Source organism: Ancylomarina euxina, from assembly GCF_003863355.1.
Classification (GTDB): domain Bacteria; phylum Bacteroidota; class Bacteroidia; order Bacteroidales; family Marinifilaceae; genus Ancylomarina; species Ancylomarina euxinus.
The window spans coordinates 67,461-94,040 of sequence record NZ_QQWG01000001.1; the positions used below are offsets into that span (position 1 = coordinate 67,461).

Below are 26,580 nucleotides of genomic sequence, written 5' to 3' on the forward strand. Positions count from 1 at the left end.
GAAAATCACTAATCTTCTTTTTTACCACCTCACTGTAAATACCGTTTCTCCAATCTTAGATTGACACAGTAGACTACCTCCATGAGCTCGAAGAATCTGTCTGGAATGACTTAAGCCGATACCAGATCCATTTTCTTTAGTTGTGAAAAAGGGAATGAATATTTCGTCTGAAATCTCATCAGGAATACCAGAGCCATTATCACTGATTTTTATCTCAGTTTTCTCTCCTTTTTTGGTAGCATTAACTATAATATTAGCAGTGTTGTCTTGTGGAAAATCATTCTGGATGAAGGCTTCCGCAGCATTCTTAACCAGATTAATAATAACCTGAACCATCATTTGCTCATCGGCAATAAATTTAAAATCAGCCTTAGGTCTTTGTAGTTTAAGTTCTCCAACAAAACTTTCTTTAATTGGAGAAAGTAGAATATTTAATCTATCGAAAAAGGCATGTATTTGAATACTGTTTAGTTGTGGCTCAGGAGCCTTTGAAAGCATACGATACGATTGTACAAAATGAATTAAATCTTCATTGGTTTGGCAAATTACGCCTAATCCATCCACGGTTTTTTGTACATCCATATCTAAGGGACTATTGGATTCTGTTCGGTGTTTTATTTCCCATATACGTTTCAACGATTGTGATATAGAGGTGACTGGTGCGAGAGAATTCATAATTTCGTGACTCAATACACGAATCAGTTTTACCCAGGAATCGATCTCTTTACGTTCTAATTCACCACGGATATCTTGCATCGTGATGAGTTTCACATCTTCATTTTCTAAGCGTATAATGGTACACCTTGTAATTACTTGAATACGCTCATTATTTGTGATTAGATCCAGTACTTTTTTTTGGTGATTTTTTAAGTCAGATAGGGCATTCATAAATATTGAATCGATTCGCTTAAGCTGACTAATATGAGTTAAGGTTTGTAAGCCTGTTAGTTCGAGAGCTGTTGAGTTGACCTCAGTTACAAACCCCTTGTCGGTGAGAACGATTACTCCCGTGGCTATGTGCTGAAGAATCTCACTGAAGTATGTCTCTTTTATCTTGCTTTTGGCTTGTACATCATGTAAGATTGTATTGAGTTCATTGAGGCTTTGATGTAATTCATTTATAATTCTATTATTTGATTTTTTAGGGAAATGTAGCGTGGTATCATTATTTTTAATGGCATGAATAAAATAGTTCATTAGCTTATGAGTTTTGTTCAGAAAGTGAATAAACTTCCAAGCTATATACAGCTCTATCATTAGTCCTAAAGTAAAAGTATAGTAGTTCTGATTTGCGAAGCTATAACCTATTCCTCCAGCGAAAATGATCAGCCCAATTAGATATAGAAAGAGAATGCTATTGTAGTATTTATATGCCATATCTCTTTATTTTATTATATAAGGTTTGGCGGGTAATCCCCAGTTGTGATGCAACTGCGCTAAGGTTACCAATCTGTTTTTCAATGGCCGCTACAATGAGTTTTTTTTCCATATCTTCAAGCGTTCCTCCATAGGCTTCTACTTTAGTGAACTCATTTATTTTAAAAATAAAATCGTTAGATCCTATTTCGTGATTCTTGCTAAGAATAACTGCCTTTTCGATGGCATGCTGCAATTCTCTTATATTACCAGGCCAGGCGTAATTTTGTAATTTATTAATGGCAGAAGAAGAGATGCTCACACCTTTTTTGTTGTATTTGTCGGCATACAATTTGGTAAAATATCTTGCCAACTCTGGAATATCTGTTTTTCTATCTCGAAGGGGGGGGAGTTCAATTTGTATGGTATTCATTCTGTAGAGTAAATCCTGACGGAATTTTCCTTCATTTACCATTTCATTAAGCTTGCAGTTTGTTGCACATATTAGCCGTAAGTCGACATCTATGGGCGTGTTCTCACCCAGTTTAGTTAACGATCGGTTTTGCAATACCGATAAAAGTTTGGCTTGCATAGGAAGTGATAGATTACCAATTTCATCTAAGAAAAGTGTCCCTTCATTAGCCGCTTCAATTTTTCCCATTCTGTCGCTGTGGGCATCGGTGAAGGCGCCTTTTTTGTGACCAAATAATTCACTTTCGAAGAGAGTTTCTGCAATGGACCCCATATCGACGGTGACCATTACTTTTTGACCCCGATTGGAGAGTCGATGCAATTCTCTTGCAACGAGTTCTTTCCCGGTTCCATTTTCACCAGTAATCAATATATTTGCTTTTGTGATGGCTACTTTTTCAACCAAATCCATCACTGTTTTCCATGCAGAAGAACTCCCAATCAGTTGATTTTTAGTTCGATTTATCTCTGAAATGAGTTCATTCTCCTTTAGGCGTAATTTTTTCACCTCTCTTTTTGAATGACTAAGTCTCCAAGCCATTTGTATAGTGGCTAACATTTTTTCATTTTCCCAGGGTTTCAATACAAAATCGACAGCACCAGAACGAACGGCCTTTACTGCCAACTCAACATCACCATAAGCTGTAATCATCACCACACTTATGCCTGAATTATATTCCAAAATTTGATTCAACCAATATATACCTTCATTACCGGTATTAATGCCAGCCTTAAAATTCATATCCAAAAGCACAACATCGTAATTATCTAATTTCAATTCGGATACCAAAATATTGGGAGTTGCTATGCATTTTAATTTTTTACAGGAATTTGATAACAATAAATCTAAAGCAGAGAGTATTCTTTTATTATCGTCAACAACTAGTATTTTAGCTTCTTTCATTCTGGCTATGATTTTCGTGTTTTCTATAAAACATCTTCAAATTTTTATCTAAAGTAGAAATCTTTTCAAAAAATTGGACAAGCTCTGTCTAATTATTTGACACCTTAATTAATGATAACTGAGATAAAGTTCTAATTGAGCAATAGTTATAAGACTTGGCACAAGATTGGTATTGAGTGAATATGTAAATCAATATGATATTTAGATTGGTTAATTAAAAGAGGAATTAAGTATGTCGATGGATAGAAAAATCACAAAGAAAAAAGGCTTGAAAGCCAAGCATATTTATATTAGTTTGCTTGTTGTTTTAGTACTAGGATTGTCGATTAAAATGATATTTGGTGCGGAATCTTCAACCTTTCGAGCTGAAGAAGATAAACTTGATATTGCTGAGGTTAGCCTAGGGAGTTTTAAGGATTATATCTCTATCGTTGGAATGGTAGAGCCTAAAACGACTATTTATTTGGATTTAGAAGAAGGAGGTAAGGTTATCGAAAAACTGATTGATGAAGGTGAAACAGTAAAAAAGGGTGATGTGATTGTCAAATTGGTCAACAACGATCTTAAGCTGCAAATTCTTAATACAGAATCTTCCTTAGCTTATCAGTCGAACGAGCTGCGAAATACGCTTATAGGTATGGAGCAACAGAAGATTAATAACCTACAGCAATTGCTTAGTATCGATACTGACATTATCAAACAAAAGCGACGTTATGAACAGAATCTAATGCTTTTTGAAAAGGGTTTTATTTCCAAGGAGGATTTCCTGATTTCAAAAGAAAATTATGATTTTTCGCGTCGGGATAGAGATTTGAGATACCAGCGTATGGTTCAGGATTCCATCTTTAGAGCCAATCAGAAACTGCAGATGAACAGTAGTTTGAAGAATATGAAACAAAACTTGGAAATGGTAAGGCAACGCTTGGAAAATTTGAATATCAAAGCGCCTGCCGATGGTCAATTAGGAAGCCTGGAAGTTGAAATTGGTCAATCGATAAATCGTGGACAACGTATTGGTCAGTTGCATATTCTAAACGATTTTAAAATTGTGGCTGATGTCGATGAGCATTATATCGATAGAGTTAGAAGAGGGCTCTCTAGTACCTTCACACGAAATGAAAAAACATACAAGCAGATTACAAAAAAAGTCTATCCTGAAGTTAGAGATGGTCGCTTTAAAGTAGATCTCATTTTCGATGGAGAGTCTCCTGAGAATCTTAGAACAGGGCAGACCTATCATATAAAACTTGAGTTGGGACAGCCGATAGAAGCCATTTTATTACCTCGAGGAGGATTTTTTCAAAGTACTGGTGGTCAATGGGTCTTTGTTCTAGATAAGTCGGGTACTTATGCTACAAAACGTCACATAAAAATTGGCAGACAAAACTCTCAATACTTCGAGGTATTGGAAGGTTTAGAAGCTGGAGAAAAAGTGATAAGAAATAATTACGATAGCTTTGGTGATAACGATAGAATTGAGTTTAAATAACTCAAGTATAAAGTGAAGTAAGGATAAAGGTTAAAGTGAAAAAAGGCTGAAAGAAACAACAAGTTTCTGGCCTGTGATTAAAGATTGCCAAGAACATATTTGTTCTTTTATCATGAATGTATTGCTTAATAATTGATAAAGTTATTTAACACGAATTATTAAAATCCCATAATTATATACGCTTATTCTAAAAAATAAAAAAATGATAACAATTGAAAATTTATCGAAGGTATTTCAGACAAGTGAAATAGAAACATTAGCTCTGAATAACATCAATTTGAGGATCAAAAAAGGGGAGTTCGTTGCCATTATGGGCCCTTCGGGTTGTGGAAAATCCACCCTCCTAAACATTTTAGGCTTGTTGGATAATCCTTCTGAAGGCCAATATACTTTCAATAACACCAAAGTTGCTGGTTTAAAAGAAGGACAGCGCACCGACTTAAGAAAAGGTAATGTGGGATTTGTATTCCAGAGTTTTAATTTGATTGACGAGCTGAATGTGTTCGAGAATGTTGAAATGCCTTTAGTTTATCAGGGATTTAGTAGCAAGCAACGCAAGGAGATGGTAACCAAGGTTCTTGATAGAATGAATATGAGTCATCGTGCAAAACATTACCCACAACAGCTTTCAGGAGGACAACAACAGCGTGTCGCTATAGCTCGAGCCGTAGTTTCTAACCCAGGATTAATACTTGCCGATGAGCCTACAGGTAATCTTGATTCTAAAAATGGACAGGAAGTGATGCAATTATTGACTGAACTAAATAGAGAAGGGACGACTATCATTATGGTAACTCACTCTATAAAAGATGCGGGTTATTCTCATAGAATTATCAATTTATTTGATGGAAAGGTTGTTACTGAAGAGGTTTTGGTTGAGGAGCACGCTCAAATGGCTTGAAAACTTTGCTTATAAAACAGAACTTAGCTGGTGGATTTTTGCTTTGGCAGGATTCATTGCCATGGGAATTGCTCTTTTAACCGTTTCGCTTAAGTCGTGGTGGGTAGTTACGAGAAATCATGTGGAGAATTTGAGGTATGGATAATTAGTCAATGTGTGGCTAGTTAATCTGCTGCTAGTTGATATAGTATCGAATTAATTGGAGCTAGGGATTTAATTAATTGGATTAGTAAAATATTTATCTACCATATAGATAGAGCAATTAAAAAAAACACAATCCACAAATTGTTAAATGAGACGAAATGAATAAAATAAAAACATACATAAGAGTTTTTTTTCGAGATAAAGTAAGTCTTCTATTGGGAGTTGGCAGTTTAACTATTGGTATTAGCGTGAGTTTGCTTATTGGTTTATGGTATGTAAACGAAACATCTTATGACAAATTTCATAAAGATTCGGATAATACTTACCGAGTTTGCCGAAAAATTCTTTTAGGTAGCGAGTCTAAAATATTGGGTAGTGAGTTTAACCCCTTAGGGAAAAACATCAAGAGATTATTTCCTGAAGTTATAGAGGCGGTTCGTATCTCACCAATTATTAGTGAAAAAGGGGAATTGGTGAAATATGGTGGTAAAAAACATTTCTTAAAGTATATTAATGTTGTGGATACTAGCTTCTTCAATTTTTTCAATTATGAATTTAAAGAAGGAAGTGCCCATGCTTTTATTCAAAACCCCAACTCCATTATTATTGATGAAACTACAGCAAATCAATTTTTTCCAAACGAAAACCCATTAGGTAGAGTAATTTCCTATATGGGAGAGCGCGAAGTTGTTGGAGTATTAAAAAATTTACCATCTAATACGCATTTAAAATTTCATGCTTTAATTCCTATACAGAGCATCCCTGAAATTGACAATGGGAAATGGGGAAATAGAGATAATTACATGACCTATGTTAAGTTGGCTAAGGATACGAATCAAGCATTTTTATGTGAAAAAATTAAGCAGTATAGTGTGACTTCGTGCGATTTCTATAGAGAAGGGGATATAGACTATTTTTTACAGCCATTGCAAGCTATTCACCTAACATCAGGTTTTATGTTTGAAGCAGAATCTGGTGTTCGAACGACTAATGCTTCTATGTTGGTTACTTTCCTGATTATTGGTATTGTTATTTTACTAATAGCTTGTGTTAATTTTATAAACCTTTTTATTTCTGCTTCATTTTTACGAGCTAAGGCTATTGGTTTAAAAAAAGTAAATGGGGCTAAACGCTTAAATATCATCATGGATTTTATGGGTGAAACCTTTTTGTATGTTTTTTTTTCTAGCGTATTGGCATTGCTGATTATTCATGCTGTATTGCCCTATTTTAGTCAGTTTATCGGCTATAATTTGTTACTGGATTTTTCAGATAGTAAACTTTGGATAATGTTGTTAGGAGTAGGACTGTTTATAAGTATTTTCTCAGGCGCAATACCAGGCTTGTACATGTCGGGATTTAACAGCTTAGAAAGTTTAAAAGGACGATTTAAAGGACAACGTATTATTGCGCTACAAAAAAGTTTGGTAATAATCCAATTTACAGTCTCAATGGCCTTGCTTACTGGAGTCTTTTTCATCAACAAGCAAATTCAGTTTATAAACAATGCTGATTTGGGTTTTGATAAGGAACAATTGGTTTATATCAATATTCCAGAGTCTTATGTAAATAAAATAAGCAGTATACAAGAAGAGCTGGAAAGAAGCCCTTTTGTAAAAGCAACCTGCGTCTCTAATGGTACGACTTTGCAATGGTGGCAAGGCAATTCTATTTCTAAAGCCGAAACGCCTGACGAACAAGTTGTAGCAGAAATAAAACAAATGCAACACAACTATTTTAAGGTTTATGGCTTGCAGGTGATTGAGGGTGAAAACACCCTGAGCGATGCACTTGGCAAAGGTTTTGGTTCTGATTGTTTGATAAATGAAAAAACAGCTGAATTGTTGAATTTAGAAAAACCTTATATCGGAAAATCCATTAAAGTAGGATTTAGAAAACCGATGACTATTGTTGGTGTGGTAAAAGATGCTTACACCAAATCGCTCAATCAAAAAATTGACCCTCAGGTTTATGTCCGTTTCTGTGATATATGGGCTGGCATGCCTCTCATGGTAAAAACTACAGGGAGAGATATGAAAGTAGTTATAGACATACTACGTAAACAGTGGGAAGCCAATGAAACAGATTATCCTTTTGAATATCGATTTTTAGATAAAGATTACGAAGCTCTATACAAGGACGAAGAACAATCAGGAATACTTGCCTTGTGGACAATGGGTATTGCTCTTTTTCTAACCATTGCAGGATTGTGGGGCATGGCGCGTTACTCGTCGCATCGTCGTATTAAAGAGATTGGCGTACGGAAAGTAAATGGGGCATCTACTTTAGAAATACTACGATTACTTAATACTGATTTTATAAAATGGGTTGTTGTAGCTTTTAGCATAGCTTGCCCAATAGCTTGGTATGTCATGGATAAATGGCTGCAAAACTTTGCCTACAAAACAGAACTCAGTTGGTGGATTTTCGCCTTATCAGGGCTTATAGGCATGGGTATTGCTTTGCTGACGGTTTCTATTCAATCCTGGCGAGCAGCCACAAGAAACCCTGTTGAGAGCTTGAGGTATGAATAAAATGAATTGAAGTAAAATATTATCACGACACTAACTGATTAAATACTTTATATGAACTGGTCAATTAACCTTAAATTATCGATTCGTAGTATCCTAATGAACAAAGTGCAATCTATCATCAGTATACTTGGATTAGGGATTGGTTTGGGTTGCGTTTTCTTATTGAGTTTACTTTATATTCACGAGAATTCTTTCGATAACTATATTCCTAAAAAAGAGAACTTGTATCGGGTTTTGCAAGGATCTGAGAGTCTAACTTCTTACCCATTGGGTAGTACAGTACAAGCGGAAATACCCCTTGTTGATAACTACTTTAGGTATTTCCAGGATTCGGATGTGGAGTTAAAAAACGCTCAAAATGACTTGGTGAAGGACAAACGATTCGCTTATGCTGATACTTCTCTCTTTGCTTGTTTAGGTATTAGAATTATTCAAGGATACGCCTCCCGCTCTGAAAGAGAAATTTGTATTTCTGCTTCAACAGCCAATAGGTATTTTAAAAAGGTTAATCCCATTAATGAGATTCTTCAGGTAAAGATCAACAATCAATTTTTATCACTAACGGTTTGCGGGGTGTATGAAGATTTCCCTCAAAATTCTAGATTATATCCCAATTTCATTTGTCATTTAGATTTAATAATAGAATCCATTGGGCGTAGTCAACGACATTTAGAGGAATACAGACGTTCTTCTGAGTCTTTTAAAGACTGGGATCATTTTTTATTTGAAACCTACCTTCTATTAAATGAAAAATCTGAGCCTGAAAACGTTTTGCGTCATATGCAAACATATAAAAACAAAACTGTTAATGAAACGAGGAAGGAGCAGGATTACGATTTACAACTTGTTACTGATATCTACCTGCAATCATCTGATTTAAATGAAAGAATTGAAACTCGAAAAGGAAACCCTACGCAACTGAAATATTTACTTGTCATTTCCCTATTTATTCTACTGATTGCCATTGTGAACTACGTGTTTCTGACGAAAGCAAAAATGGAAAATCGCCTGAAAGATTTTGGGGTTCAAAAAGCTATGGGTGCTTCAATTAAATGTATTCTTAAACAAGTTTTGTTGGAATCAAATATGCTGTCAGTCATCAGTTTGTTACCTGCTACCTTGGTTGTTATTCTTGGATTTCCTTTTATAAATGAGACGCTTGAATGTACTTTAAACGTAGACGTTTTTATGATATGGCAATCATGGTTGTTGTTATTCTTGGTTGTGATTGTAACAGGGTCAATTTCGGGTATTATAATCGGCTTAACTATTACAAGACGATCTTCAGTTGATCTAATTAAAGGAATAAAATTGAATTCATCGAAAAGGAAAGGTTGGACTAATTCAGTTCTAAGTATACATTTTGCAATCTTTATTATTCTTGTTACTGGTGTTCTAACAATAAAGAAACAGTTGCATTATGCTCAGACAAGTTCCAAGAATATTGAAACTGAAAATATTATTATTTGTGAACTTAACTCTCGTGAATTAAGTAAGAAACATCAGTCAATTACCAACGAAATTGAAAAAATACCTGGTGTTATATCTACAGCGGGTTCCCTTTTGATTCCTCCCAACATGACAAACGTATCAATTGGTTTTATGTATGAAAACAATGAAGTTCAATTTGATGGCTTATTAACTGGAAAAGGAATGTTGGATCTTCTCAAAATCGAATTTATTGATGGACAAGACTTTAATGAATATCGTAAAAACAACATAATATTTAACGAGTCTGCGGCAAAAAAATATAATCTAAAAGTGGGCGAAGTGTTTAATGGGTTTAAAGTGCGCGGAATTGTTAAGGATTTCAACGGTCATTCATTTCATTCTCAGGTTGAGCCTATGGTCATTCTTCAGCAACATCCTCAAAATATGAGCTTGCTTGCCATTAAAACGACTGGACTCAACAATGATGAAATTAGAAAAAAAATGGCTGAATTTTTCAAAAAGATATCGCCAGATGTGATTGTAAATATTTATACACTAACCGACCAGGTCAAACAATTCTATAAAAAGGAACAACAGCAGATTCAGTTGATCAGTGCATTCTCTCTGTTAGCCATTGTTTTGTCAATTATGGGCTTGCTAGGAATGGTTTTAAACACCATTTCGAGAAAAACCAAAGAGATCGGAATTCGCAAAGTAAACGGAGCCAAAACCTATCAAATCATCACAATGCTTAATAAAGATTTCCTTAAATGGGTAGTTTTTGCCTTTGTTGTAGCCTTTCCAATAGCTTGGTATGTCATGGATAAATGGCTGGCAAATTTTGCCTATAAAATAGAGCTTTCTTGGTGGATATTTGCCTTGGCGGGTATAATAGCTATGGGAATTGCCTTGTTAACAGTCTCGATTCAATCGTGGAGAGCAGCAACGAGAAATCCTGTTGAGAGTTTGAGGTATGAATAAGCAATAAAATAATGATAAGATTATGAGATTCAATCAAAATATAATGATTAGCCTAAGACGGTTTAAATCAGAAAAAGTAAATACACTTATCAGCCTAACGGGTTTGATATTAGCTTTAAGTATTGTGACAATTGTATTGGTATTCATCCTAAACGAATTGAATTACAATAGTTATTACAAAAATAAAGATCGTATTTATAGAGTATTAAATTATAATAAGATTGAGAACAAATACTGGGCAACTACACCATATCAGATTGGGCAACTTGCAAAGGAAAAGTTTTCGGAAGTAAAAGCTGCTACACATCAGTATAACATTCATAACACACAATTTCAGAAAAATAAGGAGTACATCGAGGAACAATCAGTAATAGGAACCGATAGTTCGTTTTTTACTGTTTTTGGCATTGATATTTTGCAAGGAGATTTACATGGGTTTGAAGAAACCAAGCATCATATACTATTGAGCTCTTCGATGTCGAAAAAATACTTTGGTCGTGAAAATCCTATTGGTAAGTCTTTAAAAATGAAATTAAACAACCTGATATATGATATGCAAGTTGCTGCTATTTTTAAGGATATACCCAACAACACAAGCGTTAGATCAGATTTTATAGTAAATACAGATATTGCATTTGACGATTTAGAAAAAAACATTATTACCAGCGAAGATGAAGTGGATTTAAAAAGTATGAAAGAGGCATGGGCAAGTGTGTTCTTTACCAATTACTTCTTATTAGAATCTTCTGTTTCAATTCCTCTATTTCAGGAGAAGCTTTTAAAATTAGGAAAGGAATATTCAAATAGTAAAAATAAATATACGCTATCAGCTCAATCGTTAAACAATGTTTATTTTAAGTCAGGCGGATATATCGACAATCATAGAACCGACTCTGGAGATCTAAAAATGCTCTTTATATTGGGTACTATAGGTATTCTGATTTTAATTATAGCCTGCATAAATTATCTGAATTTAGCCTTAGCTCAGGCCATTACACGACTAAAAAGCTTTGCAGTAAGAAAAACTTATGGCGCTTCTCAAAAAGATATCCTTCAGCAATTAGTAATCGATTATTGTTCGTTGTCGATTATTGCCCTGCCAATTGCTATTGTTTTTGCTCAAATAGCTCTACCCGTAATTAGTGAGATGCTTGGAAAATCTTATCAGCTACAAATCGATTCAAACTTTCTTGTAGGGTTCGGTATTCTTATAGCCTTAACTTTAGTTACCGGTTTAATTACTGCATTTGCCACATTCTTAAGGTTCAAACAATCGCAGCTAACCCATATGCTTAAGGGTGCAAAAGAAGGTCAAAACCAAAAATTCACTTTGCAAAAAGGAATGATTGTATTTCAAATACTGGTTTTTATCATTTTACTCTCCTGCACCATCGTTATCCAAAAACAAGTACGATATGCATTTAATATCGATTTAGGTTTTGCCAAAGAGGAATTGGTAAGTGTAGATATTGGAAACCGTAATAAAGACATATTAAAGCAAAAGTTGCTGAAGATTCCGTTAGTAAAATCTGTTAGTTCTGCCATGTGGCTTCCCCCAACAAACAATAAAATGTTTGTTGGTGTCAAACGAGTTGATCGACCAGATGAGGACGTTTCTGTTTCTGGATTATTTGTTGATTATGATTTTGCAAAGGCTATGGGAATTAAGCTACTTATGGGCGAAGATTTTCAGGTAGACAAGCACCAATCAGGAGTTTTGGTGAATAAATCTGCAGCCAAAGCATTGGGACTAACCGATATTATTGGAGAAAAAACAAGCTTTGGAATTGTACACGGGCTTATTGCCGATTTTCATATGTTCTCATTAAAAGAAAAAATTCCGCCTATGCTGTTGAGCTTATCTCCTTCTTCGGGCAGAGAAATGATCATTCGTGTTTCAACAAAAAATATTCACTACACCATTGCTCAAATAAAAAGGACATGGGAATCATTCGAAAATGGTCATCCTTTCGAAATTACTTTTACGGATGATGCACTAAACGAATTGTATCAATCAGATATCCGTTTTTCTAAAACAATTGGGATGCTCGCATTTATTGCCATATTAATTGCTAGTCTTGGCCTGTTGGGCTTATCTCTTTTTATTGGCAAACAAAGAATTAAAGAAATTGGAGTGCGAAAAGCCAATGGTGCTAAAACTCATGAAATCATTAAAATGCTCAATAAAGATTTCTTTAATCTAGTGTTGATAGCTTTTATCATTGCTTGTCCTATTGCCTGGTACGCCATGAGTAGATGGCTCGAGAATTTTGCCTATAAAACAGAACTTAGTTGGTGGGTTTTTGTGTTAGCCGGGCTTATAGCTATGGGAATTGCTCTGCTAACAGTCTCGATTCAATCGTGGCGAGCGGCAACGAGAAATCCTGTTGAGAGTTTGAGGTATGAGTAATAGGTTGAGATTGTATAATTCAAATATTAAAGAAATATTATTTATGATTTTTTTAAAATTAGCATTTCGTCGTTTGTTCGGTAAAGGGGAGCATAGTGCGGCTCGTATCATATCATTAGCCACAGGTTTGGCATTTGGTATTTTACTTTTATCGGAGGTATTCTATTATTACAGTTTTGATAGTTTTTATCCAGATTCAGACCGTATTTATGTGGTGGATTCAAATTTTAAAAGGGATAAATCATCTGAAAAAATTGAATCTCGCCATTATGTGAGTGGTGCAATAGCCCCTGGATTAAAAGCTGAAGTTCCGGGAGTTGAAGCAGCAACGCGTCTAAATGCTATAGGTTCTTCAGTTTTTTACACAGAGGATAAAAAAAGCTATGAGGCTAAGTTTGTTTTGGCAGATGAGTATCTCTTTGATGTTCTTCCCAGACCAATGATTAAAGGAAATCCTGAAGAAATTCTTAAGTCGCCCATGACTTGTATGATTTCAAGTAAAATTGCTGAAAATATCGGAGATAATGTAATTGGAAAAGTCATAGAGTTAAAGGAATATCCAGGTAAGAAATTGACTATTGAAGGTGTGTTTGAAGCCTTGCCAGAATATACAAATTACAAATACGATATTTTGATTTCGATGGTTTCAACAGCGTGTTTTATGGGTGATGGCACAAACAATTGGCTGGGTAACGATCGTTATTATGCTTGTATGAAATTGGCCCCTGGAGTTAAGCCCGAAAGTCTTGCTCCCGCAGTTAGAAAGATGCAAGAAGTCCATCAGGATATTGTTAAAATTGAGGAACAAAATGATGGATTTGTTTTGAAATACACATTCAAACCCATTAAGGAAATTTATACCGAGAACTTAAAAGACATAATTCTAATTCTGAGTACCATTGCTTTTGCTGTTCTGTTTGTTTCTCTACTTAACTATATTTTATTGACTTTAAGTGTTTTGGTTGAACGATCGAAATCATCGGCTATTTATAAAACCTTTGGTGCTCATGCTAGGCATTTACGACAGATTATTTTCTCTGAATCAGTGCTTTTATTTTTGATATCCTTATTGGCTGCTTTTGTTATGATTATGGTTTTACAACCAGCAGCCGAGAGACAGGTTGGCCATAAATTAGTGTCCGTATTAAACCCTTATGTAGTTGTGCCGCTTATGGGGATATTAATGCTTATGGTGATACTGATGAGTTATTTACCAGCTCGATTTTTCTCTCGTATTCCTGTAGCCAATGCCTTTCGTCATTATCAGCAGAAAAAGAATAAATGGAAATTGATTTTATTATCCTTTCAATTTGTCGGCGCTTCTTTCATTCTCTCCATGCTTGTTATTGTAAGCTTGCAATATTCTAATATGAAAAACAGTTCTCACGGTTATCAGGCCGAAGGTATATTTTATGGATCAACCAGTGGTATGGATGGGAGTAAAATAGCGAGAGTCTTACATGAATTAAGATCGATGCCTGAAATACAAACTGTGGGACTTGGTGAGGAATTACCTATTTCTTTTCAATCGGGAAACAATATTCGGTCTATGGATAATCAGAGGGAGCTATTTAATGTAGCAGATTTCTATTCTATTGATGCCAACTATCTATCCATATTAGAAATTCCTCTTATCGAAGGAGATGGTTTCGTGAATGGGAAGACGCTAGGAGACGACATGCTTATAAGTAAGAAATGTGCTGATATGTTGAAATTTCACAATATTTTGAAAGATGGGGTTATTGGTAAACAGATCGCAATTACCGGGCATGGCAATAAGAATAAAAATATACAAGGGGTATTCTCTGATTTTACAATGAATTCTAAGGCTAATCCGGATACGCGTCCTGCGGTATTTTTCTATCTATCTGAATCGAATTTTATTAAGAGAGCTATAAAATACCCATCCTATTCCTTCAATATATTGGTAAAAATATATCCTGATACTCAAGCTGGAATGATGAATATAATAAGAGAGGTATTTAACAAGGCACTTCTTTTTAAAGATGCCAATATCAAGAGCATTGAAATAGAACAAGAAAAGGGTTATACACAGCAACGTGGATTTCGAAATGCGATGATGGCAGGAAGTGCTATTATCTTATTAATTACAATAATTGGTCTATTGGGTTACACTACCAACGAGGCAGTGAGAAGGCGTAAAGAATTGGCTATTCGAAGAATAAACGGAGCTAAATTTTCGAATATTTTAAAAGTCTTCTTGTGGGATGTTGAGGTAATTGCAATTCCTGCTGTAATGCTTGGAGCTATTGGAGCTTGGTTAACAGCCAGTTTATGGATGCAGAATTTTGCCTATAAATTACCACTTCATTGGGGAATATTCTTGATTTGTAGCTTGATTATTCTATTGTTAGTTGCACTTGTTACCATCATAAATTTCACAAGAAATGCGAGACAGAATCCAGTGGATAGCTTGAGGTATGAGTAATATAAAATGAAACATCCCGACTGGGAGTACCAATCGGGATGTTCACAAAATACTTAAACAACAAACACTAACATAAACGTTCCTTAAACGCGTACACCACAAAGATGAGTATTAAATATGGTTCTTGAAAGTGATTTTCAGGCAGATATGGGCGCAAACGTTATAGAGTGTTCCCGAAAACGTTTGCTGCGACGTTATTTATATAAAATTTAAATAACGACTTATGAGTCTGATTCATTTTTCAAAAATTGCTCCACGTGGAGCAATTTTTAGTTGGTTATTATGAGTCTTTTGGTGAACAAAATTCTTAGATGGGGGTTTTGTTTACGAACTAAACGATTCAAAACTTTCTTCAATCTAAAAGGGCTACAGCTTCATTATTCCAATTCTATATTTCAATCTAGAACAATCCTTATTTTCGCTATATTTGTCTTCTTGTAAAGCTTGCTCTAAAGATTATCATGTTCAGTATCTTGTTCTGATTGACTGAGGCAATACCTTTTAAAAATAAAGATGATTTTAACTCCAAAGAAGATATTTTGAATCCATTAAAGAAACTTGCAGGTGAAACGGCCATATATGGCGTAAGCTCTATTCTCGGAAGACTGCTAAATTGGCTTTTAGTGCCTCTTTATACCATTCTATTCGTTACAGAGGAGTATGGTATTGTGACAAACCTAATGGCCTACGTTGCCATAACTCTGGTCATGCTAACTTATGGTTTAGAAACGGGGTATTTTAGGTTTGCCAATGACGATACCTATAAGGCTAAAGTATATTCAACCACATTTTTCTCTGTATTGACAACTAGCCTAATCTTTTTAGGGGCAGTTCTTTTGTTTATGGACCCTATTTCGTCATTTCTAAATGTACCTAATAGAACTTACTATGTCATTCTTTTAGCCTTGACATTGGCCTTTGATGCCATAACATCATTGCCCTTTGCTAAGTTGCGTCAAGAGAAGCGACCTCTGCGATTTGCCTTTATCAAGTTTTGTAATATTGGAATAAATTTAGGTTTGAATCTATTCTTTCTTCTGCTTTGTCCAAAGCTAAATGCTTGGTTTCCTGAATTGGGTGTGACTCGAATATGGAATCCAGAGATTGGTATTGGTTATATCTTTATTGCATGGTTTGTGTCATCGCTCTTTAATTTGATCCTACTAATACCCGATTTGGTCAAGATCAAATGGCAGTTCGATGCGGCCTTGCTTCGTAAAGTGCTTACTTATACGTCTCCAATTTTGGTGGTAAGTATTGCTGCACAGATTAATCTGAATGTGGATAAAATGCTAATGCCAAAGCTGATTTCTGATGCCAGTGAGGCTTTGTCTCAAACGGGTATTTATGGTGCTAATTTCAAGTTAGCAGTCATTATGACTCTTTTTATTCAAGCCTTTCGTTTTGCTTTCGAACCCTTCTTCTTTTCCCAGAACAAAGATGAAAATAGCAAGAAGCTCTATGCCGATGTGCTGAAGTATTTTGTGATATTGGGAATGCTCATTTTCATGGGGGTTATTTTTTATATCGATATTGTTAAAATACTAATCGGTCCTAAGTATCGTGATGGTTTGGACATCGTACCTATGGTTCTTTTAGCCAATTTCTTTTTGGGCATCTTCTTTTCCTTATCACTTTGGTACAAGCTTACCGATAAAACTCGATTTGGAGCTTATATGGCTCTTGGAGGAGCAGCAATAACATTGACTTTGAATATTATTCTCGTGCCAAAGATTGGTTATTATGGGGCGGCTGTAGCCATTTTGGTTTGTTCTATTTTTATGACAATAACGAGTTATATTCTTGGACAAAAGTATTATCCTATACCTTACGATTTAAAGCGAATTGTCACTTATTTTGCTTTGGGTATGTCCCTTTATTTTGTGAGTACCCATATTGTTTTCGATAACCATTGGCTAAAAATGTTGGCTAAAACTCCATTAATTATTCTATTTTTAGTTGTTGTTTTCCAGAAAGAGAAGTTATGGCATGTGGTGAGGAGGGTAAAAGGATAGGCCAGCTATGCTGGGTCCGAGTATCGGGAATAAAGGCGAAACTTTTAAAAGATCTGCGTTTATTAGCGCAATCTGTTGGATGATAAATTAAAAACTAAACAAATATAAAGATGAAGGTTAAAATCATTAATCAATCGAAGCACGATTTACCGAAGTACAGTACAGCTTTGTCAGCCGGTATGGATTTGAGAGCTAATATTAGCAAAAAGGTGATATTACAACCTCTTGAGCGCACTTTAATTCCTACAGGTTTGTTTATTGAGTTGCCTGCTGGTTATGAAGCTCAAATTCGACCACGAAGCGGTATGGCTTTGAAGGAAGGCATTACTGTTTTGAATACGCCTGGTACGATTGATGCAGATTATCGAGGTGAAATTCGAGTAATTTTAGCGAATCTATCTAACTCAATGGTTGAGATTAATGATGGCGATCGTATCTGCCAAATGGTTATTGCAGCCCATGCTACAGTAGAATGGGAAGCAGTTGAAGAGCTGGAAGAAACCGTACGTGCTGCTGGTGGATTCGGACATACAGGTAAAGAGTAATGTGTTGATTAAGGGATGTGATGATGTGGTAATGAGGGGATGCGATGTATTTAGTATTCTATCAATTAAACCATTTAGCAATCCAGCTGTTTCTCAGTCTTATTCTAATTACCAATTGTTAATCGATCATCATTAATTGTAGATTACTAATCAAGCAAGCGTTAATAAATATTAATGCTCATTTTTACTAGAACTTATTCAGTAACTTTGATTTTGCCTTTATATCACCCCTGTTTTGTGTGGTTTGGGGTTGGCATAATTAAAACATTATAAAAAAAACTAAGAAAGAATATGAAGATTATTGTTCCAATGGCAGGAATGGGAAAGCGCATGCGCCCACATACTTTAACGGTACCAAAACCTCTTATTCCTATTGCAGGAAAACCAATTGTACAACGCTTATTAGAAGAAATTGCCAAGGTTTCTGGTGAAGAAATTGAAGAAATCGCTTATATCATTGGGCATTTTGGTGATGAAGTTGAAAATCAATTGAAGGAGATTGCTTCTGACCTAAATGCTAAGGCAAGCATCTATTATCAAACGGAAGCTTTAGGTACGGCTCATGCTATTCACTGTGCAGCAGATTCTCTTGATGGTAAGGTTGTTGTTGCTTTTGCTGATACTTTATTTAAAGCTGACTTTGTTTTAGATAATGAAGCTGATTCAGTAATTTGGGTACAAAAGGTTGAGGATCCATCTGCTTTTGGAGTGATTAAAATGGACGATAATAATCGTATTACGGACTTTGTTGAGAAACCACAAGAATTTGTTTCAGACCTTGCTATTATTGGTATTTACTACTTTAAAGATGGTGCAAATCTGAAATCAGAACTTCAGTATTTGTTAGATAATAAGGTCGTTGTAAATGGAGAATATCAGTTAACTGATGCTCTTGAGAATATGAAGAATAAAGGGCTTAAATTTGTTCCTGGCCAGGTGATTGAGTGGATGGATTGTGGCAATAAAGATGCAACTGTCAATACAAATCAACGTATACTTGAATATCATAAAGATGATAAATTAGTTGCTGACACTTTCGTAAATGAAAATTCAGTGATTATTCCTCCGTGTTATATTGGAGAAAATGTGGTGATCAAGAATTCTGTAGTAGGACCTCACGTATCCTTAGGCAATAATTCTCTAATTGAGAACTCTTTGGTTTCTAATGCTATCGTTCAGACTAATACAAAAATTGCTGGTGGTCATATCAAAAATTCTATGTTAGGAAATTTTGTTGAAGTCACTGGGGAAGCAAAAGAATACAGCGTTGGTGATTATACCAATTGCTAATTAATTGGATAAAAGTCTTGATTCTGAGGTCTGTAAATTCAGGTCTCAGAATCGATTTGTATATAAGAGCTTTATCGAATTGAAATACATAAATTAATGATGGGAAGACAATTTATAGTTTATATGCTTGCTGGAGTACTAATGTTTGGTTCTTTTGCTGCATTAGGACAAAAGAAGGGAAAGGATAAAAAACAGAGTAAAGTAGAGCTAACTGAACAGAAGCGTCTTGAGTTTGATTATGCGTTTCATGAAGGTGAGAAAGCTCTTGTGCTCGGCGAATATGAAAAAGCTATTTCTTGGTTTGCGACCTGCCTTAAGTTGGATAAAACCAGTGCTGTTGTTCGCTATGAATTGGCTAATATTTATATCAGTCAGGAGAATTTTAATTCGGCACTTGAATTGGCTCGTGGAGCAGTTGCCCTCCAGCCAAAAAATATGTGGTATCAGGTTCAGCTAGCGGGTATTTACAAGGCTAAGGGCATGATTGAACAAGCTTGTGGTGTTTATGAAAAATTGGCTTCCCAATTTCCTAAACGTGATGATTTTTATCATATACAAGCTGAATTATATGCCTCTGTTGAGAAATTTGAAGAAGCTCTTGAGGTGTATCAGAAACTAGAAAAGAAGCTAGGCGTTCATGAGCAAATAAGTATTAATAAACATGCTCTTTATCTGCGTTTAGGTAAAAGAAAAAATGCCTATGCTGAGTTGAATAAATTAGTGAAGAAATTTCCTTTCAAAATTGAAAATTATGGTCTTTTAGCCGATATGTATCTCCAAGATGGCGAAGATGATAAGGCATTAGCTCAGTATCAAAAGATTGTTGAAATTGCTCCTGAAAATGGTTTAGTCCATTTCTATTTGGCTGAATATTACCGTAAGGATAAGCAAGAGGAGATGGCTTTGAACTCTTTAAAAAAAGCTTTTGCTAGTGATATGGTTAACCCCGATAAAAAGATTCAATATTTGATGGGGGTTATTATGGTGGATTCAGAAAATAAGTTGTCTGATGAGAATCTAAAATCGTTATTAGATCTATTGCTTAAGGTTCATCCTGAACACATTCATGTCAATGCACTTTATGCCGATTATCTGCGCCGTCAGAAGGATAGTGCTGGAGCACGTAAACTTCTTCGAAAAGTCCTTCAGCAGGATAAAAGTAATTACGTTGTATGGGAAGAACTGATGTTTATTAATAATGAATTATTAGACTTTGATAGTATGTTGGATGATAGTGCTGAGGCTATAAAATATTTCCCTACTCAACCCATGCTTTATATTTTTAATGGTGTTGCTGCAGCACAAAAGAAGGATTATGAAACAGCCGTTAAATCCTTGACGACTGGCTTCAACTACGTTGGTGAAAATATAGCCATGAGAATTCAGTTCTTAACCTATTTGGGAGATGCACAATACGAGCTTGGTCATACCGAGAAAGCTTTTAAGGCTTATGATGAAGTTTTACTTTTTGATCCTGATAATGTGATCGTTTTAAATAATTACAGCTATTATTTATCAGTTCTTGACCTGAAATTGGAAAAAGCCAAGGAGATGAGTTTTAAATGTGTTGAAATTGAGAAAGAGAATTCAACTTACTTAGATACTCATGCATGGGTTTTATTTAAATTAGGATCTTTCTCTGATGCTAAAAGAGCTATGGAAAAAGCCCTTCAATTTGGAGGACGTGAGTCAGCTGTAATTGTTGAGCATTATGGTGATATTCTATTTCGTTTAGGAGAGAAGGAAGCGGCCATGACCGAATGGCAAAATGCTAAAAAGATTGGTGAAGGATCAAAGCAATTATCAGAAAAGATTAAAACAGGGGTAATTCCAGAATAGTATGATGAGCATATTCCGCACAAAAAATAGCCTGCTTGGTATTGCATTTCTGCTTTTAGTCTTCCTGCAGTTCTCGTGTAAATCGACCTATGACCTGGGTCAAAAACGAGCACATGGGATGAGTGATAATAAGCTTTATAGTCTGATTCAGGATAGTAGTTTATTATACAAAACACTCTTTATAAAGCGCTTTTCTGCACATTATGAGTCAAAGGGAAAGAGTCAGAATGTAAGAGGGTCAATCAAAATATTAAGAGACAGTATTATCATGGTGCAAATAAATGCACCAACTGGAATCCTTGAAGTCGCTAGGATGTATATTACGCCTGATTCTGTCAAAATGATAGATCGTTTAAAGAAGGAGTATATGGAAAGTGATTTCCTGTACTTATCGGATAAACTTAATATGGATGTTGATTTTTATACCCTTCAAAGTATTCTAACAAATGAGATCTTTCAACTCAATGAGCTTTATGAGAAGCGACGTCCTTTTGTCAGGAACTTTAAAGGAAAAGTGATCGACGATAAGTATGTATTTATTTCTGATAAGGCCTCGAAGGTTGAAAGAAAATTGAGAAAAGATAAATATGAAAAGCTTTATAAGTTCAATTATCAACGCTTCGAAATAGATCCATCATTAATGAAAATTACTGATGTTTTGGTCAGACTGTTTGGTGAGGAAAGGGATATGACCTTAAAATATCGTGACTTTATCAATGTGGAAGGACAAAAATTTCCAAGTGAATTAGTTTTTAAGGTGAAGGATTCAACACAATCCTTATCTTGTAAGTTGAAATATAATAAGCTTGTATTGAATCAAGACCTTAAGTTTCCATTTAAGCTCTCAAGCAAATTTAAAAGAATCTATCCAGAATAAACTATGGGATTTCTTAAACGTCAGAAGTCAATTCTATTTTTCATTATCTTTTTTTTACTGCTGAATGGTTCAGTAAAGGCGCAAGATATATCCAAACTTCAGAAGCAAAAGGAGCAGAATGCTAAGGATATAGCCTATACGCAAAAGCTTTTGCAAAGTACTCAGCAGCAGCAGAAATCTAGTTTAGGACTCTTATCGGTCCTCAATAGGAAGATTAAGCTTCAAGAGGATCTGATTCTTAATATCCAAAAAGAATTGGATTTTACAGACTCTAAAATTGGTAAAACGAATAAGGAAATTTCAAGTCTAGAAAAGAAGTACGATGATTTAAAGCTTCAGTACGAGAAGCTAATTGTATACGCTCACCGTCAAAAGAATTCTCGTGATAAGCTCATGTTTCTATTTGCTTCAAAAGATTTCAACCAAGCTTATATGAGGTATAAATACCTGCAACAATTCTCTGAATTTACTCGTAAACGAGGTGAGCAATTGGTTGAAACTAAAGTTGACTTAGATATAAAGCTAGATAGATTAAAACTTGCTAAAATAGAGAAGCAGGTTCTTTTAACTCAAAATACAGAAGCCTCGAAAAATTTATCATCTCAGAAAAGGCAACAATCGGATGTGCTTTCTCAATTGAAAAAGAAAGAGAAAACACTTCGTAAGAACTTGGCGACTCAGCAAAAGAATGATAAGAAGCTTGAGAAAATGATCCGTGATATCATCGCAGAACAGGCTCGACTAGCAAAAAAGAAAAAAAATATTGGAGGTGAATATGGTTTAACACCAGAAGAGAAAGCCTTAGGTGCTAATTTTGGCCAAAATAAGGGAAATCTGCCTTGGCCGACAGCCACTGGTTTCATTTCTCAGAAATTTGGACAACATGCTCATCCTGTATTAAAACATGTAAGGGTAAACAACGATGGCGTTGATATAACGACAAAACCTCAGTCCATTTGCCGATCAATTTTTAAGGGTGAAGTCACTCATATCTTATCAATGCCCGGATTGAATATGGTTGTTATCATTAAGCATGGCGATTATATGACGGTTTATTCTAATTTAGCTAAAGTAACCGTTAAGAAAGGTGACTATGTTGCAGCTAAAGAATCAATTGGTGTGATCTATACGGATGAAAATGAAAATCAAACCGTATTGAAATTTCAGATGTGGAAGGAAACAAATAAGTTGAATCCTTCTGTTTGGCTTTTAAAGAAGTAGTTAATTTTCGCCCCTTAATATTTTTAACTATTTTCAAGTGAATGGAATCCAATCAAGATATATTTATTGAAAAACTGGATAATTTTATCCGGAAGTATTATCAGTTTCAAATATTAAGAGGACTCCTACTTACAATTCTCTTCTTGATTGTGCTATATCTGAGTTTAAGTGTTTTCGAATACCATCTCTATCTTTCTGCACGAATAAAAACGATTTTAGTTCTTATAGGAGCTAGTTTACAACTCATTGTTTTTGTTAGATTGATTTTCCTCCCATTGAGGGGACTCATAAATAAAGGTTCTCGAATTTCTTACCGCAAGGCTATTTCTCTCATTTCTGCTCACTTCCCCGAATTGGAAGATCGTCTGTTAAATACCTATGAGCTAAACGAAAATGCTTTGCAGAATCCTGAAGATAATGCACTGCTTATTGCCAGTATCAACCAACGAATTTCGAGCTTAAAACTTTTGTCTTTTCGAGAAAGTATCTCTTTTAAGGATGCTTATATCTATTTCAAGTACCTTATTGGTGTTTTGATTCTTTCCGTGATTATTTACATTGCTTTTCCCGACTTTTATCCATCTAGTGGTCAGCGCCTCGTCCATTTTCGAGAAAATTTTAAGGCTCCTGCCGATTTTGATTTTTTGGTTGAGAGCGATTTGGTTGCTGAAAAAGGAGAGGATTATCTTTTGCGTGTTCGAACGGAAGGGAAATATTATCCTAAATCAGTAGAATTGCTTTTTGGAGGACAAAAATATTTGATGCTAGATAACGATTCTGGTGTTTTTACTTATGAGTTTCGTAATATTAATTCTGAAATTTCATTCGCACTTCAATCTGGCAAAACGAAATCACCTTTTTACCAATTACGTGTAAAATCGAAGCCAGTATTAGATAAGTTGGAAATTAAGATCAATCCGCCATTTTATACCGGTTTATCTTCTCGTATTGAAAGCCAAATTGGTGATGTAAGCTTTCCTGTCGGATCGAGATTAGAATGGCTTATAGAGGCTTACGATGCAGATACGCTTAGTCTCCATTTTATGAAAATGGATAAATCTATTGCTCAAGCTGATTCTAAATTGCAGTTCGCCGAAACGATTCTTGAGTCTGATACCTACGAAATATCTCTTGCCAATAGTGAGTATGATCATGCGATATATGCTCGTTATCAATTGGAAGCTTTACCCGATCAATATCCAAGTATTGGTATCAGTATGCAAAATGATTCTTTGAATGCAGCTGCCTATTATTTTAAGGGGGTGATAAAAGATGATTATGGTTTTAGCAAATTGCGTTTTGCTTATGAAGTCGAAGGAGAGTCGGCTAAATTTTTATCAGTGCCGATTCAAAAAAATATAAATCGCCAGGAATTTTATTTTGCCTTCGATTTTTCTTCTGCCAATTTAGCCCAAGGAAGTCGAGTGCAATATTATTTTGAAGTGTTCGATAACGATGCCATCAATAAACCTAAAAGTACAAAGTCTGATTTTCTAAATTACTATTTGCCAAACGCTGAACAGGTTTTTGAACTGAATTCTCACATTCAGGACAGTTTGACTAGTAAAATGGAGAAAGGAAAGGAAATTAGTCAATCTATTCAGCAGGAAGTCCATAAATTACAGAAGAGTTTATTGGATGATTCAAGTGATCAATGGCAACAAAATCAGATGTTTCAGGAAATTGAAGCACAGAAAAACCATCTTGAGAATCTCTTAAAAGAGATTAAGAAGGATAATGCCCGTAAAAATCAGCTTATGAAAGCGGCAGGATTGCAAGATTCCTTGCTTCTCGACAAACAAAAGAAGATTGAAGAGCTAATGGAGAAAATTTTGGATGACGAATTAAAAAATCTTTTTGATGAGTTCAATAAATTGGCAGAAGAGCTGGATAGAGAAAAAATGAATAAACTGGGAAATCAATTGAAAATGTCTATGGACGATTTTCAGAAACAGCTTGATCGAAATCTACAATTATTAGAGCGCTACGAAATTGAATTGGGTGTGAAGCAACTTTCTGCCCGATTAGAAAAATTAGCTGAAGAGCAAAAAGCACTTTCTCAATTTAAGAGGAAAGATAAAGAGACTGCAATTCGGGAACAAGTTAGTGCAAAAATGAAATGGGAGCGTATTGAAAAGGATTTGGATGATATGATGAAGAAAAATTCCGAAATCCAAAAACCTTATAAGCTTGGTGATCTCGAAAGTGAAAAAGATGAGATTCAGAAGAGCATGCAAGAAAGTCTGGATCAACTTCGTGAGAATAATATGGGTAAGGCTGGAAAGAGTCTGAATAAAAGCTCCCAGAAACAATCTCAGATGGCTCAGAAACTCTCAAAAGCGATGGCTGGAAGCATGTCTATGCAGATGAGTATAGACTCTGATATGTTAAGTAAGTTACTTAATAACCTAATAGATTTTTCTTTTCAACAAGAAAAGCTTATTTTAGATTTGCAAAAAATCAACTATCAGAACCCATTATATGTCAGTATCATAGATAGACAAGGGCTTTTGAAAGAAGAGTATCAATTATTACAAGATTCTTTATTGTCTTTGTCGAGCCGTACACCTCAGGTTGCTGCTCTAATCGGTAATAGAATTTTTGATTTGGAGAATTTATTGAATCAAAGTCTTGATGAGTTGAATAGTCGTAGGGTCTATCAAGCGAGGGTGACTCAGCAGAAGTCTATGACAGAAATAAATGAGCTGGCAGTTTTCTTGTCAGAGGCTCTGAAGCAGCTTATGGAGCAAATGGCCAATGGTATGCCAGGTAGCCAAATGGGAGATAAGAAAGGTAATCAGCCTTCATTTTCTGGTATGAAATCTCAGCAGGAATCTCTAAAAAAGATGCTTGAACAGATGATTCAGGGCATGAAAGATGGAAAAGGTAAACCTGGACAAGAGGGTGAGAAGATGGGGAAATATTTGCGTGAGCAAGAGATGTTCCGTCAAAAGATGAATGAAATGATTCAACATGGTGGGCATGGTGAACAAACAGAAAAAGTTTTGAGAGAAGTGATGAGAATGATGGAGCAAACTGAAATTGAAATTTCTAATTTCTCAATTAATCAGCAGACTCTTATTCGTCAGAATAAGATAATGACACGATTGTTGGAAGCTGAAAATTCGTCGCGAGAGAAAGATTTTGATAAGAAAAGAGAAAGTAAATCGGGGTTAAATCATAAATTGAGTAACCCTAAAGCAATTTTTAAGTATAAGAAAATAGATCCTGAGTTCGATGATTTGTTTAATGATTCGAACGTGAAACTCATAGACTACTACAACAAAATTTACTTAGACTACCTTATTCGATTAAACGATGGCAAAAGCAGATAACTTAATAAAGCTTCCTTCACGCATTGATTATTTGAAACGCGTAGAGAATCTAATTAGTAACTTGTCGTCACATTACAAAATCAGCCCCGATGCTCGCGAGAAAATTTCATTAGCAGTTCTTGAGGCTGTGAACAATGCCATTTTACATGGCAATAAGCTCGATCATAAAAAAAATGTATCTATCCGCTTTCAAGTAAGTGAACGCTGTATATCCTGTGTTATTAAAGATGAAGGTGATGGATTTAATTTTTTATGCATTCCAGACCCAACTCTTCCCGAAAATCTTGAGAAAATCCATGGAAGAGGTGTATTTTTGATGAATCATTTAGCCGATTCAGTACATTATAGTGCTGAGGGTAGACATGTTAAAATGGTTTTCAATCTATAA

At 35.2% G+C, this 26,580-nt stretch carries 16 protein-coding genes; 14 read left to right on the forward strand and 2 right to left on the reverse strand.

What is annotated here, in order from left to right; genetic code table 11:
• Positions 1-21: 21 nt before the first annotated feature.
• Both DWB61_RS00310 and DWB61_RS00315 read right to left on the reverse strand, forming a co-directional pair.
• Complete coding sequence (locus DWB61_RS00310) at positions 22-1,377, reverse strand: sensor histidine kinase (RefSeq protein WP_125028783.1); 1,356 nt, start codon at positions 1,375-1,377, stop codon at positions 22-24.
• On the reverse strand, positions 1,367-2,731 hold the full coding sequence (locus DWB61_RS00315) for a sigma-54-dependent transcriptional regulator (protein WP_125028785.1): 1,365 nt from the start codon (positions 2,729-2,731) through the stop codon (positions 1,367-1,369). The genes DWB61_RS00310 and DWB61_RS00315 overlap by 11 nt, the downstream gene beginning before the upstream one ends.
• 238 nt (positions 2,732-2,969) lie before the next feature.
• Between DWB61_RS00315 and DWB61_RS00320 the strand changes: the two genes are divergently transcribed.
• The 14 genes from DWB61_RS00320 to DWB61_RS00385 all read left to right on the forward strand — a co-directional run bounded on the left by DWB61_RS00320 (position 2,970) and on the right by DWB61_RS00385 (position 26,580).
• Positions 2,970-4,220: an efflux RND transporter periplasmic adaptor subunit gene (locus DWB61_RS00320; protein WP_125028786.1), complete on the forward strand. Its 1,251-nt coding sequence runs from the start codon at positions 2,970-2,972 to the stop codon at positions 4,218-4,220.
• 202 nt (positions 4,221-4,422) lie between these two features.
• Complete coding sequence (locus DWB61_RS00325; RefSeq protein WP_125028788.1) at positions 4,423-5,121, forward strand: ABC transporter ATP-binding protein; 699 nt, start codon at positions 4,423-4,425, stop codon at positions 5,119-5,121.
• Between the two features lie 302 nt (positions 5,122-5,423).
• Entirely contained in the window at positions 5,424-7,799 is a 2,376-nt protein-coding gene (locus tag DWB61_RS00330; protein WP_125028789.1) for an ABC transporter permease, read from the forward strand.
• A gap of 51 nt (positions 7,800-7,850) precedes the next feature.
• The gene (locus tag DWB61_RS00335) at positions 7,851-10,211 is read left to right on the forward strand and encodes an ABC transporter permease (protein WP_125028790.1); all 2,361 of its coding nucleotides are present in this window, start codon (positions 7,851-7,853) and stop codon (positions 10,209-10,211) included.
• Positions 10,212-10,233: 22 nt separating this feature from the next.
• Positions 10,234-12,621: an ABC transporter permease gene (locus DWB61_RS00340; protein ID WP_125028792.1), complete on the forward strand. Its 2,388-nt coding sequence runs from the start codon at positions 10,234-10,236 to the stop codon at positions 12,619-12,621.
• Between the two features lie 43 nt (positions 12,622-12,664).
• Positions 12,665-15,070 carry an ABC transporter permease gene (locus DWB61_RS00345; RefSeq protein ID WP_158614338.1) on the forward strand — a complete coding sequence of 802 codons (2,406 nt, stop codon included), beginning with the start codon at positions 12,665-12,667 and terminating at the stop codon, positions 15,068-15,070.
• 539 nt (positions 15,071-15,609) lie between these two features.
• Positions 15,610-17,085 (forward strand): lipopolysaccharide biosynthesis protein, encoded by a 1,476-nt coding sequence (locus DWB61_RS00350; RefSeq protein WP_125028796.1) that lies wholly within the window; start codon positions 15,610-15,612, stop codon positions 17,083-17,085.
• Positions 17,086-17,195: 110 nt separating this feature from the next.
• Positions 17,196-17,630 carry a dUTP diphosphatase gene (gene dut / locus DWB61_RS00355; RefSeq protein ID WP_125028798.1) on the forward strand — a complete coding sequence of 145 codons (435 nt, stop codon included), beginning with the start codon at positions 17,196-17,198 and terminating at the stop codon, positions 17,628-17,630.
• A gap of 291 nt (positions 17,631-17,921) precedes the next feature.
• Positions 17,922-18,920, forward strand: coding sequence for a sugar phosphate nucleotidyltransferase (locus DWB61_RS00360; protein WP_125028799.1), 999 nt, complete (start codon positions 17,922-17,924; stop codon positions 18,918-18,920).
• A gap of 96 nt (positions 18,921-19,016) precedes the next feature.
• Positions 19,017-20,759 carry a tetratricopeptide repeat protein gene (locus DWB61_RS00365; RefSeq protein ID WP_125028801.1) on the forward strand — a complete coding sequence of 581 codons (1,743 nt, stop codon included), beginning with the start codon at positions 19,017-19,019 and terminating at the stop codon, positions 20,757-20,759.
• Between the two features lie 118 nt (positions 20,760-20,877).
• Positions 20,878-21,636, forward strand: coding sequence for a DUF4292 domain-containing protein (locus DWB61_RS00370; protein ID WP_158614339.1), 759 nt, complete (start codon positions 20,878-20,880; stop codon positions 21,634-21,636).
• A gap of 3 nt (positions 21,637-21,639) precedes the next feature.
• Positions 21,640-22,857, forward strand: a complete 1,218-nt coding sequence (locus DWB61_RS00375; RefSeq protein ID WP_125028805.1) for a murein hydrolase activator EnvC family protein — start codon at positions 21,640-21,642, stop codon at positions 22,855-22,857.
• Positions 22,858-22,898: 41 nt separating this feature from the next.
• Positions 22,899-26,192 carry a DUF4175 family protein gene (locus DWB61_RS00380; protein ID WP_125028807.1) on the forward strand — a complete coding sequence of 1,098 codons (3,294 nt, stop codon included), beginning with the start codon at positions 22,899-22,901 and terminating at the stop codon, positions 26,190-26,192.
• Positions 26,176-26,580 carry an ATP-binding protein gene (locus DWB61_RS00385; RefSeq protein WP_125028808.1) on the forward strand — a complete coding sequence of 135 codons (405 nt, stop codon included), beginning with the start codon at positions 26,176-26,178 and terminating at the stop codon, positions 26,578-26,580. Before DWB61_RS00380 ends, DWB61_RS00385 begins: the two co-directional genes overlap by 17 nt.

What these genes read in the sequence shown, in the direction of transcription:
- DWB61_RS00380 (WP_125028807.1), top strand. Translation starts at nt 22,899, where the DNA reads ATGGAATCCAATCAAGATATATTTATTGAAAAACTGGATAATTTTATC.
- DWB61_RS00360 (WP_125028799.1), top strand. Translation starts at nt 17,922, where the DNA reads ATGAAGATTATTGTTCCAATGGCAGGAATGGGAAAGCGCATGCGCCCA.
- DWB61_RS00325 (WP_125028788.1), top strand. Translation starts at nt 4,423, where the DNA reads ATGATAACAATTGAAAATTTATCGAAGGTATTTCAGACAAGTGAAATA.
- DWB61_RS00310 (WP_125028783.1), bottom strand. Translation starts at nt 1,377, where the DNA reads ATGGCATATAAATACTACAATAGCATTCTCTTTCTATATCTAATTGGG.
- DWB61_RS00340 (WP_125028792.1), top strand. Translation starts at nt 10,234, where the DNA reads ATGAGATTCAATCAAAATATAATGATTAGCCTAAGACGGTTTAAATCA.
- DWB61_RS00365 (WP_125028801.1), top strand. Translation starts at nt 19,017, where the DNA reads ATGATGGGAAGACAATTTATAGTTTATATGCTTGCTGGAGTACTAATG.
- DWB61_RS00315 (WP_125028785.1), bottom strand. Translation starts at nt 2,731, where the DNA reads ATGAAAGAAGCTAAAATACTAGTTGTTGACGATAATAAAAGAATACTC.
- DWB61_RS00320 (WP_125028786.1), top strand. Translation starts at nt 2,970, where the DNA reads ATGGATAGAAAAATCACAAAGAAAAAAGGCTTGAAAGCCAAGCATATT.
- DWB61_RS00375 (WP_125028805.1), top strand. Translation starts at nt 21,640, where the DNA reads ATGGGATTTCTTAAACGTCAGAAGTCAATTCTATTTTTCATTATCTTT.
- DWB61_RS00345 (WP_158614338.1), top strand. Translation starts at nt 12,665, where the DNA reads ATGATTTTTTTAAAATTAGCATTTCGTCGTTTGTTCGGTAAAGGGGAG.
- DWB61_RS00370 (WP_158614339.1), top strand. Translation starts at nt 20,878, where the DNA reads ATGAGTGATAATAAGCTTTATAGTCTGATTCAGGATAGTAGTTTATTA.
- DWB61_RS00330 (WP_125028789.1), top strand. Translation starts at nt 5,424, where the DNA reads ATGAATAAAATAAAAACATACATAAGAGTTTTTTTTCGAGATAAAGTA.
- dut (WP_125028798.1), top strand. Translation starts at nt 17,196, where the DNA reads ATGAAGGTTAAAATCATTAATCAATCGAAGCACGATTTACCGAAGTAC.
- DWB61_RS00385 (WP_125028808.1), top strand. Translation starts at nt 26,176, where the DNA reads ATGGCAAAAGCAGATAACTTAATAAAGCTTCCTTCACGCATTGATTAT.
- DWB61_RS00335 (WP_125028790.1), top strand. Translation starts at nt 7,851, where the DNA reads ATGAACTGGTCAATTAACCTTAAATTATCGATTCGTAGTATCCTAATG.